This window comes from Legionella jordanis (assembly GCF_900637635.1).
Taxonomy (GTDB): domain Bacteria; phylum Pseudomonadota; class Gammaproteobacteria; order Legionellales; family Legionellaceae; genus Tatlockia; species Tatlockia jordanis.
In genome coordinates this window covers 158,286-171,341 of record NZ_LR134383.1, presented here as the reverse complement: position 1 = coordinate 171,341, position 13,056 = coordinate 158,286, and the positions used below count along the sequence as shown (strand labels likewise).

The window sequence follows — 13,056 nt, the reverse complement described above, 5'->3', positions numbered from 1 at the left end:
CTAATTAAAATGGAAGCGTTCTTGAGCCAAACGGAATAAGGGACGCCATATTAAATGATTAAACATCAACACATAAAGACACATCATCGCCGTCCCTAAAGCGATTTTTGGAAAGTCACCGGCAATGGTACTGGCTTGAATGTACTCACCCAAACCCGTGGCCCTCAATGTCGTATTACCCCAACTCACCCATTCAGCGACAATGCTCGCGTTCCACGCGCCCCCTGCTGCAGTAATTGCGCCTGTAATGTAGAAAGGGAAAATACCCGGCAAAGCCAATCGTTTCCACCATTGCCATCCGCGCACGCCAAAATTATCAGCAGCCAAATAAAGATCCCGTGGGATATTCGACGCACCGGCGATAACATTGAATAAAATATACCACTGGGTACCAAGAATCATGAGCGGAGTCACCCAGATTTGCACATTCAAATTAAATCTTACGATGGCTATTACAAATAAAGGATAAAACAAATTAGCAGGAAATGCTGCGACGAATTGGATAACCGGTTGAATTTTTTGCGCCAAACGTGGTCTTAATCCCACCCAGACACCAACAGGAATCCACAGCAAGGAGCTTAAGACAATCAGCACAATGACACGAGCGGCCGTAGCCGAACCCAATACAAACACATGAAAAATTTCGCTCACTTTTACTTGAGCCAGTATAAATTTTAACAAAAGCCAACCACCCACAATAATGGTCAGTAAAACAACGGTATTCCAAAGCCAATCCATGTGTTTTTGATGACGATAATCAATTTCTTTGATGGGCTTGTTATGTCTCTTGCTGAGCCAGCGAGCATTGATAAAACGTTCCTTTAAACGGGCTGCCGGTTGGCTTAACCGTTTAACAATGCGGCTGCCCCGAACCAAGTCAATCAGCCAGGATTGATATTCTTCCTCATCAGGTGAAGGCTCCATTTTGAATTTTTCAGACCAGGCGATTAAAGGTCTAAACAGGATTTGATCATAGAGGAAAATAACAATAACCATAGTTAAAATGGCATAGCCTACTGCGTGTAAGTCATGGCGTTCTATTGCAAGCGCAATGTAAGATCCCACCCCGGGCAAGCGAATTTGTTGATGCGAAACGGCAATGGCTTCGGATAAAACAACGAAAAACCAGCTGGCAGACATGGACATCATCATGTTCCAGAGCAAACCGGACATGGAAAAAGGGACTTCAACTTTCCAAAATCGTTGCCATGCGGACAGTTGGAACATGGCTGCTGCTTCTTTTAAATCATGGGGTAAAGTCTTCAGCGATTGGTAAAAACCAAAAGTCATATTCCAAACCTGGGCCGTAAAAATAGCAAAAATGCTGGCGCATTCAGGACCTAACAAACTCCCAGGGAATAAATGAATAAAACCCGTCACGGTAATGGATAGAAAACTTAAAACAGGGACTGATTGCAAAATATCAATGGCCGGAATAATGATTTGCTCTGCTCTCCTGATTTTGGCAGCCATTGCGCCAACAACGAAAGTAAACGTCAGTGACAAGCAAAGAGCAATAAACATCCTGAGAACAGTCCGGGATGCATAAAAGGGGAGTTTCCAGGGATTAAGGGAAATTGGCAAGGGTTCACCCAATTGGTAAGGACTTGCCATTTGTGTCCCTGCCCAACCGAGAAAAAAAAGAACAGAAAAAGTCAAAATTAATAATAAAATATCTAAGCGGTTAATATAGCGACTAACGTTTTCACGGTTGGCAAAATAAAAACGGACGTTGTGCACCACAACCCTCCCTTCTCTTTTTATTATTAAACTGATTGAAAAACCTATACTCAACCAATTAAATCATTTGATTGGCTATAAAGGGCGGGGATTTGTTAAGCACCCGATTTGGGTAGATCAGATCCCAAACCTGTATAAAATACCATAAATACCGACGTATCGATACAGAGAGGTCCATCTATAAGACGAGGAAGGATAAAATAGCTTGTTTTGCTTTGCAAGATTATTCTTAATGAGGGTTTTTTTGTTGGTCAAAGCTGTTTAGAATACAATTTTTTAGCGGGGGACATTGTATGCAGCGAAGCAAATTTTTTGCGATTTTTCTTTTCCTGGTATCCTCCATGCCCTCTTTTGCAGCCCCCGATAATACTCAGCTTGCAGTTTGGGCCAATGAAGCCATTGTAGCCACCTATACTTATGATTACAAAAATTTCTTAACTCGCCAGAAAGAAATTGCCAAATATTTCACTGCATCGGGTTGGATTGCTTACAGCAATGCATTGAATGCGGCAAAACTTCCGCAAATGGTGCAGCAGAACTCTTATTTTGTAAGCTCGGTAGCCACCTCGCCTCCAGAGGTTAAAACCATCAAAACCGATCAATGGCAAGCCAGCATGCCTCTACTGGTGCTTTATAAAAACCCGCAGTATCAGCAAACGCAGCATTTACTGGTAACCATTAATTTCATTCCAGCACCATCAGGACAAGGAGTACGAGGGCTTGCAATTGAGAGTTTGCAAGCAAAGATCAGCAAGCCTCCTTGTCGTTGTCAACCCGCATCGGCTGATGAATCCACTAAAGCAAACGATAAAAAACAATCAACAAGTGAAGTAAAATAAGGAAAGTCAATAAAACTATAATGAGATTAAGCTTGCGAGGCATGGTCGTATCGAGCACCGCCTCATTGGGATTGTCCGGGTTGTAAAACACATCCACTTCCTCATCTTTTTCATAAGCCATGGCCGCACGGTAAGCTAAATGACGCGCGTATTTGCTATTTGGACTGTTGTGTGAACTGTCTAAAAAAAGATGTTCACCCTGATAATCCTGCTCATAGACACGATAACTGTATTGAATTTTTGGCCAAAGCCGATGCCCTTCCTGTGTCCATAAAAATTGAGTAATACGCCCTTTGGTGGCATGCCAGTTTTTGGTTTTTTTTAATTGTTGTCGATCTCGCCAGAAATAACGCAATAAGGCCATTAAAAAAAAGAGCCAAATGAAGTCAATTAACCAACGCCAGGATGTCCAATAGTTCACTGCTGTCCTTAATTAAATTTACCTAATCCTTCCTGATGGGTTGTACAGGAGCGATTGGTTTAGTTTTTCGCCGCTGATAAACAAAATATATGATTATCGCAGCAACTAACAACAAACCCAATGACCATAAAGGCCGAATGGCAAACCAGGCAATGGCCGTGATTAAAACCCACAGACTGAATCCACAGAGAAAGGCCACTACACCCGTACCAAAACCGGCAATGCTGCCCAATATTGGCAAAACATCAGCCAAGACAACAATTGGCTTTAGAATGAGGGAAAATCCCAAAATCATCATCGCTAAGGAAGCCCCTCGCAAAATCCAGGTGATGATGCGATTTTCCGTTAAAGCATTCTCAATCATTTGATCCGAGGACTGTTGTCCTGAAGCAAGCAGAAGAACAGATTGGCCGGCTTTGGCCATATAAGCCTGCAAACTGTTACCCGTTTGTTGGGCGATGATGCTAACCGTTTGCGCTGGGATGACCAGAAGCGAAATGCGTACATCACCCACCTGCGGGTTTTGATAATCCTGGCCTGCATAAAGCTGATTATTGATAAGTTTTATGGGCTTATTCAAGCGGCTTTGCAAATTATTAATATTGATCTTACTTAAATCGACGGCTTTTGCCTCACTGATTTCCCTTATCAATACTTCGGGCAGTAAAAAGTCGCCTACCTTTACGGTTTGCGCATATTGCTGTTCGGATTCAACAGGCAAGGCAGCAGGGTTTTCATGACCTGGCTGTTGTTTAAATTGACTGCTGTCAATCAAGCGGCTGGACCAGACTTTTTGATAGGAATAAGTCGTAACTTGCTTTTCAGAGCCACCCAATTGAGATTCCGTTTTGGTCTCTTTATTTTCCTTCCACTGGTACATCAGAACTTTTCGTTGCAAGGAAATTGCATTTTCAGAAACCCCCAGTAGAGTATCTCTGAGTATATCCTTAGTGTTGGCGAAGCCGCTAAAATAAACGACTTTTAAGTTATTTTTGGGATCAATCGGTGAGGTCGGGACTGAAATCAGCTGTTGTTTCGCTTCAACTAATGACTGGGCGGTGTGCAAACCATGGCCTTCATTCCAGAAAGTGAGAATAATGCCGGCAATGATCAGAAGAATACCAAAGAGAATGCCCATAAATGCATCCTTTATGCGGCTCCCCCAGGATTTGCTGATGATTTCCTCTGCCATAGTTTAATTTCCCCGCCAATGTGACCGTCTTTAATGAATTGCTGGCAAAAAACATGCCGAAGAGCGATAGCTCCTTGGGCATGTTTGAACATTTAACTGCATGAAAAAGTTGTTTCTGCTTGTTGAGCTAACCCTTGCTTAAGACGAGTTTCAAACTCGGTCAAAAGTTGAGTCTCTGGTTTCGACAATCTTAAAGATTCATTTTGAATCTCAACAAGCATTTTTTTCGCCATTGCCTCTCCTTGTTCCAGAACATGCTTTTGATAAAAAGCCTGGTATTTTTTAAATTCATTTTCATCTTTCATCGTATTGATGCCTGCAAACTCTAAAGCGCCGTTAAATGGATACTGAAGATCATTCTGCTTGGCCAAAGAATTTTCCAAGGGATAAGTTCTAAAATGTTTGCGAATTCCAATATACAGATCAACACAATGATTCTGCCGATTGGCAACGAAAGTGAGTTGGCAGGATTCACTAACCTCATCAGAAATGAGCTCATTGGCAATCCCCTCTATCATTTGCAGACAATCCACAGCAGGGCCATAGTCAATTAAATGCTCTTGCAAATGGACAGTCAGGCGATAACAAGCCCCTTGCCATTCAACCCGTTCAAGCATGAATTTGTCCGATTGATAAAGCCCATAGGCCTTTTTCGCCTGAAACAAGGGAATGCTTTGAACCTTTTCCCCATCAAAAAGGAATTTATTTTTATTAACCGCATAGAAATGATAATGCTCAGGAATTGAAGCCGTGTCTGAGGAATTTTGAAACAAGGCGTAATTGGCTTCAAGTGCTGTTGCAACCATCAACAGATATTCAGCATGCTCATTTTTTTTCATAGGGAAGGCCGCTTTTTTGCGAATAGGAAGATTTCGAAATACCATTTTCGCCTGGCTTTTTGGAAACAAATCATTGCTCGAGACAGGTTGCGGGGATTTTGGAGCATCGTTTTTTTCTGTAAAAAAGGAAGGGGTTGTCGATAACAGAGAGGTTGAGCCTCGTCGCTGCAGGCATTTCACTGGATTTAAACTTCGTACCAGATTGCGATGTTTCGCCTGAAGGATTTCAAACGCGCGCGAGTAATGGCCCGTAAGCAAATAATGATCTAGAGCCTTACTGATTGAAGTGATTTCTCGAACCAATTGTTCCGTTTGCAGCTCTGGCATACTGCTTGGCGCGACAAACATGAATTGCCCACCCACGATTTGAGAGGCGTTGCTTTCAAATAGACAAAGCTCTTGCACCCTACCGTTTGGCAACTTTATCTTGAAAGGAACCACCCGATCAGAGGTATAAAATAGAGACGCATAAGAAAGGAATTGTTTATCTTGCAGGAATTTATCAATTTCAGTCTGATTTTCACTATAAAAATTTTGACTTTCCACATCAAGTTCCTGCTCTTCTAAAAACTCAAGCCAAAACTCCTTGCTTCCACTCATGGCAGTAACTAGAGGATTAATCCTTCCAGTATCCGGATCCTTATATTTTTGTCCAGGCAAAACACTGAGATTTTTTCCTTTCGGACAATAAACAATCGTTTGGCCACAGGAAAGCAACTGCGCTGAGGAAAGATTTGAAGAAAATCGGCCATAATGCCCTGGCAAGGAGTAGTGTTCCTTAAGCTGACTAAACAGCCGGGAAGCGATTTCAAACAGCCTGCCCTCTTTGGTATTTTGGCTCTCTGCTTCTTCGCTTTGAGCCTGAAATGCTCCTTTTAATTTTTGTAGAAATTGATTTTTGCTGATTGGAAGCGTATTTAAATCCGTCAAGCGTTTCAAAGCACGGGCAAAATTTTGTTGCTTTGCGCAAGAAAGTTGCTCACAAGCCTTTGAGAGGGAATTTTCGTATAAATAGGAACTGTCTGTTATAGAAACTGCCATCGTTTTTCGACGAGCCGGTTGCAATAAGTCCCTTTCGATTAAGGCTTGCTTCTTTTTACTTGCCTCAGAATTTAAATCAGCATGGCCGAAAGTAAGCAGCAATTTATTGATGTAGCTATAAGCATCTGCACGGATAGCCCTGGGAACGGATAATTTATCAAGATAAATTTTAAAGAGCAGCAATTCCACGTCCGTTCTGTATTTCAGCTCACTGCTGCTTAGCCTATCGATTGAGGAATAGTTATTGATGTTATCCAAAATTTTCAGGACTTGACTGCGAACATCCAGGGGATTATCGAGCAAGCGTGAGTAGTGTTCAATTTTGGTGGCGATGTTTGCTATGGCTTTAACTTGCTCGTCTGCCAGAGGAAGGCTTAAATCCCAACCCAAATACTTGGCAATGATTGTGCTGTTAAAGCCATGCTTGTCTAAATCTGCCAGCGACATCGAGAGCAACTCTCGACGCTGAGAAAGATCACAGGCGATGTTTAAAACCTTAAGACCAAAACTCTCCTGCAATTTTGTTGCTTCCATCTCGGTGTATTCAAGCAAATCATGCAGGAAAGCCGCTACAATCAATTCGCTATCATCTGGAGATAACTGACGAACAACCTGCCCTGCAAGCTCCAGCGGATGCCAAATGAAATAACGGGAAGGTTCGTCAGGCCGGTATTTAAAACTTGCCTGTTTGGGCCGGTGACTGTGGAAATGATAAGCACAAAGAAAAGCTTTTCTTAATATTTTCTCGTGCAAAGCAGAGGCTTTGTCCTGAGCTAATCTGGCCTTGTCAGCAATAATCCGATTAAAAAGACTCCATAAGCGCCGCGGTTGATCACCGTAATAGGCCGCCCCCAAAATTCCATCGTTATCGTCGTCTAAAGCCCAACTAAAAAGCGAATGCACCCGTTTAGCAGGAATTTTATTGTTCAAGCAAACAGTTAATAACGCCGTTTCCAGCCGCTCTTTAATGGCCCTGGCAAAGCCTCCCATTAAAATAATGCGATCGGTTCCCCCTCTTGCGATTTGCAGGATTTCCTCGCCAATTTGTTCAACAATCTGCTGAAACAACGGCTCAACAAAGGGATCTTTTTTATTAATGGCTGCACAAAGCAATTGGTTATCCATCACGACGGCACAAGCCAATGCCTCAATGAGTTCAGGATCGGAAGAGCACTCCGTTTTACCTTGGATAAAGTATGAACTCATTTCATCAATGGGGGCAATGGGGATTCCTTTTTCGTCTAGAATTTTTTTGATGTAGGGATCTTTTAGAATGGCCTCTATCTTTGATGGAGATAAAGACAGTAATTTTTGCTTTGCCGGGTAAAATAAAAAAGACTGTTGAAAAGCAGCACGTTGTGAAGATTGGGTGGCATCAATTGCCATGCGGATGATCTGGTGCAGGGCTCCTCGTCCAGACACATAAGGTTCCAAATGCCCATATTCGCCACAATCGCATTGCAAACTGTTTTCTTCATTGAATTTTTTCTTATGGCCGATGGAGATGACTTCCTTATCCTGATTTTGTTCACCAATTGAGAAATAAGCGGCGCCAATGCCTGTGCTTAGAGTGAAGATACAAATGCTATTCAGTTGCGAATAATAGGGGTCAGTGCCATAACGCCATGCGGCGGCTATTACGTCATTGATTAAAGTAAACTTTAAATTGGGCATGGCTGACTCCAACATATCCTGCAAGGGCACATTGGAAGCTTCCCCCCAAAGGGAGGCTGATTTTAGCACCACGCCTTTCTTTAGTGTGCCTGCAAAAGAAATAATTACTTGTTGCAAGTCCTCTTCGGGAAATTTCTCTTGAGCTTGCCGCACATATTGTTTGATAGCGCCAATTAATGACCGTTGAATTTCCTTAAGTGAAGCTTCAGGCATTGATTTTATGGAGGGCGTAGGATTTCTCGTTTCATACACCAAGGTGCCATTTGACAAATAAACACCGCAGCGTAAATTCGTGCCTCCAACGTCGAAAACTATTGAAGCTTGTGCTTCAGTTGGCCTGAATTCATCGACTATAAACTGTTGGCCCTGCTCTTGCCATTTGTCTTTATCCAACTGCTCTTTTTCATCAACCAGATAGGAGAACGCTCTCTCGAGTTCTTCCAGGCTGATGTCACGAATAAAACTGCCCTGACCCACTTTAACCGGAGCTACAACCGCGGAATCGCCTCCTTTATTGGCTTTAGCATCCCTCATTTTTTCAGCAATGTGCCCAAGATGATTTTGCCCATATAATTCATCTGCTATGGGCAAACCAATGGCATGCAACAACCTTAATATGTTATCAAGCTCTGCCTTAGCCAGTAATTGTCGGTGGTAAGCTATTGTCGAAGCCACAGCCATTCCGAGGGAAACCGCTTCTCCATGAAGCAGGCGATATTCAGACAAATATTCGAAGATATGCCCAATTTCATGGCCAAAATCAGCCAATCTTTCTAAAGTTCGATCTTCATAAATGTTGGGTTGCAATTGATGGAGCATGCAATAAATGGCAGCGCTCATCAGCACTGAGGTATTCTCGTTGAAATCCTTTGTGAGAAACTGTTTAAAATGCTTCTCCAAGCGATAAAAAGAGCTGGAATCAGTTACGATAAAGATCTTTATCATTTCTGCCAAACCGCTCTGAATGTTTCTTAATGCTTCGGTTTTAAGGAATTCTTGATCGTAAACCACAGCGCGTGGTTTATAAAAAGCACCAAAATCATTTTTGCCGTTTAAGTTAATCCCAGTTTTAATCCCTACCGCAGCATCAATAACGGCCAGTAAGGTGGTTGGCACTCTAATGTAGTCGGTATCGACCAAAGCTGCAGCCGCGCCGACTGCATCTAAAACAACGCCACCACCAAAAGCAAGGATAGCGCCTTGGCGATTATCCACACCCACGGTGAAGGCCTCGTCCATAATTTTTTTGAGAATGAACTGATTTTTGTTTTCATCCCCACCTTCAAGAAACAGAATTCGATATGTTTTCTGCTGTAGAAGAAGATTGTGACGGAAATAATCGTCCAATTTCTCCTTATGGGATTCATAAAATTTCCTATCAATTACTATCAACAGGCGTTTTTCAGGACAAGCCTGAACAATCTGATTATTATCGGGTTCTAAGGCTTTTGTGATCTCCTTTACGGTTAATGACTGCGGCAAGTGTTCGCAAAGCTTGCTATCGCCTAAAGAAACATCAAGGCTTTTCTCAATGATCACCCAAGTTGCAGGATAAAAAGGGATTGCTCTTGCTTTAGAATCCCATTGAATTTTAGGATTCAATTTAAAGGCTTCTTTAAGATCATCTTGGGTCAGTGGGTAGTACATGCAACTTGCCCCACGTCGAAATGTTCTGGCGGTCATACCCACCATATTTTGGATTGCCGCCCCCCCTACTGCGACAAAAATACCGCGACGATTGAAATTCCTTGTTTTGGCTTCAGTTGAAAGGGCAATCAGTTGCTCCCAGGCTTGCCCTGGCTGATTTGTATCGATTTCAAAAAGGATCGCCTGACTGTTCTTATGACCTTCCAGATACTTGATGATTTGACGTTTCCTATCCTCACCAAGATTTTTTTCCACGCAAATAAAGAGCTCTTTGTCCTCACAAAAAGCAGGCAAACCAAAGTGATCGTCCGGATTATTAATGATCTCGGTTTCTAATGTTTTAGGAATCAGCACCTGTTGTTCTATCCGCTGGTCACGGAAAATTGCCAGTGTAAGTCCATATTCTTTGGCATTCAGTTTAAGGCTTTTGAGGATTAAAGCAGGCTGGTTCTTGTCGGCATTAGGGGCAAACTGAAACTGAAGGGAAGAAAAGACCAGGTGATTTTGCAATCGAATTTGCTCCTCTTCGTTTAGCGCCAAACGAATTTCACAGTCACTAAGGCCTGGCAATGAAGCATATTGGTTCAGTGTATCAATAATGAAATTAAAGTTTGGACTGGCAGCTGCTCTTCTTGCAAGAAACATAGTAATTCCCATGAATTAAATGCTCGTTATATTATCATTCTGAAATTTTGTTGGCTAACGTGTTTGCCTGTCTCTCACTACGGTTTGCTATTTGGATTTTCTCCCGCAGCAGCTAAGTTGCTGTATAAATTGTATGGTTCAGATGGTTTTACACAGCTGGTGGGAAAGCCATTCCTATAAGCTTTACAGGCATGCCCAGATGTGTTTTGATTTTAATGGATTGCAAGGAGCCTAAGGGAATGTACTACTTTTATATTCTTATTGTTGGTATGGCCGTAATTATTCTGTATCAGGTGGTCTTGCGGCAATCTTTTTTTCAACGAGCCTACGCTTCACGGTCTAACCGAGTTTTAAGTCACCATGATTTACTAGACCTCATCAGCCGCTTTCATTACGTTCGCGACAATGGGGTTTGTTTCGGTTTCACCCTCACATGGGCTCAAGATGCAGCACTGGATTATGATGATGCTTTCTACCAAAGGCTAAATATCATAAAAAATCAGAAGCAGGATTTGCCCCATAAACTCTCGCAAATCAACCACAAAATAAAATTTAAAAAGCGCATCAGACCACAAGAAGATGAATTACTTGAAATCGGCAGTTTTCTTGATGCCTTATGTCTGGCACAGACCCCTGGATGGTTTCCAGACATCTACGCCTCTCATTTAACTCAGACGAGCATCAATCAAATTTTGAGCATGATTGCCTCAAGATTAGCAGCAAACAAACAGGTCTTTTGCGCATTTCGTAAAGTGTTTTCATTTCCTTCACCATTAAAGCTGCTTAGATTCATAGAAGATTTGCATGAACTTCTAAACAATGAAGATAACATTGCGATGCTTATTAGCAGTGAAGAACATACGACGGGATTCAAAAAACTGCAAAAAGATTGGCTATTTATTGATATTAACTATCTCTATGGTCAACGGCAGGACAGACCTTATCTTGTTTTAAACCATCAGGAGCTTTGCCAGCAGTTATACCTCAGTTTTAAAGAAAAGGAGCAGATTGTTTTTAACATCGATTTCATCAGTGCTGATTCTTCTTCAAAGCTGACAACCAGATTGCATCAGCTTCATAACCGTTATCCTGTACTTTACCAACATATGACCATTTTAAATAATCGCAACCTGAGTGCTTTGGTGCTTGCCGCTCAAAATGGTGAAGAGGAAACGCTAAGGGAAATCATCAGGCTTAGTAAAAAAACCAACTTTCTTACAGAGCTCCAGTTCTCTGCAGCTTTCGTCTATGCCATGGCCAATCAGCAATGGCAGGCTGTGAGACATTTACTGAGAGCACCCAATCTTGACATCAACCTTCGTTGTGGTGCAAAAAAGGAAACACCCTTGGCATTGGCTTGCCGCCAGGGACATTATCAAATCGCCAAAGAAATATTAAATATGCCGGGTGTGGAGGTGGATGCGGTCAATTGCAAGCAATTGACACCCTTAATGCTGGCTTGTCGCTCTAAATTAAGCAAAGAAAATCGTGAATTATTTCGTCTATTGCTGGCCAAGGGAGCAAGCCTGAAGAGCAGAAATTTAAATCAGGAAGACCCTTTAACAATTGCCCGAAAACACCATAATCAAGCAGCCATCTTGGTCATCGAAGCTCATCTTGCTGTACAGACGAAAAAAACGCGCCCTATTCGGGCTGCAATGGTGAACAGAAATAGAACCGGGTCGACAGGGCACTCCTATCACTTCTTTCCCAAGGGGGATAGCATAGCCAGGCAGGACAACCAAGCTCATCTTTCTCAGCCTCACTTTTATTGATGCCTTAATCAAATGGTGGATGGTAGATGCTTAAGGCAAACATGGTTTAAGTGCAATCCCACTGATGGGGGTAAAACAGAAAAATACCCTTTTATTCTTGTTTTTTCTTTTTACGAGCTTCTTTCTGGGTGATAAAAAATCCTGGGATCATCGGCAGCCAGTACGTTAAGCCTCGAAAAAGAATGGTTGCTGCCAAAGCAGGTTCTATGCTTAAGCCCAGCAAATGCAACACCCCCGTTAAACTTCCTTCAAAAACACCAAGACCTCCAGGCACAAAGGAGAGGGTTGCAACCGCTTGTGCTATGACTTGCGCTGAAAAAACCAAAGCAAAATTTAAATGAATGCCTAGAGCCAAAAGAATCATCCACAGGGTTAATGAATCAAAAATAAAAATGGCAATTGATAACGCAATGGCAGGCAAACTAACGCGTACATCCAACAGCAGCCTGGGATTTAATTTTTTAATGGCCGAAACAAGTGATTCGAGGTTTTTATGGCGTTTAAGTATCGAAGGCAGCTTATTTTTGCGTGCCAGAATCCAAAGAACAGCTGCCCCGGCAAAAATAATGACCATGATGCTGGTAAAAATTACCGTCAAAATAATCAGCGCCTTACCCAAGCCGTGGTTCAGCCAAAGAATCGCAATTGACAAGATGAATACTAAAATATAGGAAATCTGGCGCGCGAAGACATTTAAAGCAATGGCTAAAGCGATGGCTTTGGTCGATATGTCGCGCTTGAGCAAAAATTGCGTGACCACGGTTGTTCCGCTTAAGCCACTACTGGGGATGGTTTGATTTACAAATAATTGCGCAAGGCTTAATAGCAGAAGATTCTTAAAAAGAATGTTTTCCTGCAAATAGCTAAGAGCAATCCACCACACAGCAGCCAGACAAGCGTAGGTGCCAACTTGAAATAATAAGGCAAGCAAGAACCAAAGCGGTTTTATTTGCCGCAATAAAAGTACAAATTTGCTCAGTTCTGTAAAGTGAATGTAGACAAGCAGGATGAGAATAAAAACAAAAAATCCAATTATCCATTTGCTTATTTTTAATTTCTCAAACAAAACGATCCTCATTTGCTTATCTCAGGCATTAGCTGATTTCAACCGATTGCATGTTAAAATTCAAGTTAAACCGCCTCCTTTCCTGTAAAGCAATTCAATAACCGATCTGAAGATTTATGGATAGCTATGCTGCCAATATTGTGTAGAATTAAAACAGATAAAACAGCTGGATTATGA

Annotated in this window: 7 protein-coding genes; 2 read left to right on the top strand and 5 right to left on the bottom strand. The window is 42.1% G+C overall.

The window, feature by feature from the left end:
* Positions 1–1,740: an ABC transporter permease gene (locus tag EL203_RS00730; RefSeq protein WP_122224973.1), complete on the bottom strand. Its 1,740-nt coding sequence runs from the start codon at positions 1,738–1,740 to the stop codon at positions 1–3.
* Positions 1,741–2,033: 293 nt separating this feature from the next.
* Here EL203_RS00730 and EL203_RS00725 point away from each other — a divergent pair, with 293 nt between their 5' ends.
* On the top strand, positions 2,034–2,579 hold the full coding sequence (locus tag EL203_RS00725) for a DotI/IcmL family type IV secretion protein (RefSeq protein WP_058471458.1): 546 nt from the start codon (positions 2,034–2,036) through the stop codon (positions 2,577–2,579).
* Here the strand turns inward: EL203_RS00725 and EL203_RS00720 are convergent.
* From EL203_RS00720 to EL203_RS00710, 3 genes are all read right to left on the bottom strand, one after another.
* Positions 2,536–3,000, bottom strand: coding sequence for a DUF3592 domain-containing protein (locus EL203_RS00720; RefSeq protein ID WP_232003980.1), 465 nt, complete (start codon positions 2,998–3,000; stop codon positions 2,536–2,538). The two genes, EL203_RS00725 and EL203_RS00720, sit on opposite strands and share 44 nt — an antisense overlap.
* A gap of 22 nt (positions 3,001–3,022) precedes the next feature.
* On the bottom strand, positions 3,023–4,192 hold the full coding sequence (locus EL203_RS00715; RefSeq protein ID WP_058471459.1) for a TMEM43 family protein: 1,170 nt from the start codon (positions 4,190–4,192) through the stop codon (positions 3,023–3,025).
* A gap of 92 nt (positions 4,193–4,284) precedes the next feature.
* Complete coding sequence (locus tag EL203_RS00710) at positions 4,285–10,038, bottom strand: ROK family protein (RefSeq protein WP_058471460.1); 5,754 nt, start codon at positions 10,036–10,038, stop codon at positions 4,285–4,287.
* 239 nt (positions 10,039–10,277) lie between these two features.
* On the opposite strand from EL203_RS00710, the gene EL203_RS00705 reads away from it, so the two are divergent.
* A complete protein-coding gene (locus EL203_RS00705; protein WP_058471461.1) occupies positions 10,278–11,813 on the top strand; it encodes an ankyrin repeat domain-containing protein in 1,536 nt (511 codons plus the stop codon).
* Positions 11,814–11,904: 91 nt separating this feature from the next.
* On the opposite strand, the gene EL203_RS00700 is transcribed toward EL203_RS00705, so the two are convergent.
* Positions 11,905–12,891: a lysylphosphatidylglycerol synthase transmembrane domain-containing protein gene (locus tag EL203_RS00700; RefSeq protein WP_064108354.1), complete on the bottom strand. Its 987-nt coding sequence runs from the start codon at positions 12,889–12,891 to the stop codon at positions 11,905–11,907.
* Between the last annotated feature and the right edge of the window lie 165 nt (positions 12,892–13,056).

Coding starts and splice junctions, on each gene's coding strand:
- EL203_RS00705 (WP_058471461.1), top strand. CDS start 10,278: ATGTACTACTTTTATATTCTTATTGTTGGTATGGCCGTAATTATTCTG.
- EL203_RS00710 (WP_058471460.1), bottom strand. CDS start 10,038: ATGTTTCTTGCAAGAAGAGCAGCTGCCAGTCCAAACTTTAATTTCATT.
- EL203_RS00700 (WP_064108354.1), bottom strand. CDS start 12,891: ATGAGGATCGTTTTGTTTGAGAAATTAAAAATAAGCAAATGGATAATT.
- EL203_RS00725 (WP_058471458.1), top strand. CDS start 2,034: ATGCAGCGAAGCAAATTTTTTGCGATTTTTCTTTTCCTGGTATCCTCC.
- EL203_RS00715 (WP_058471459.1), bottom strand. CDS start 4,192: ATGGCAGAGGAAATCATCAGCAAATCCTGGGGGAGCCGCATAAAGGAT.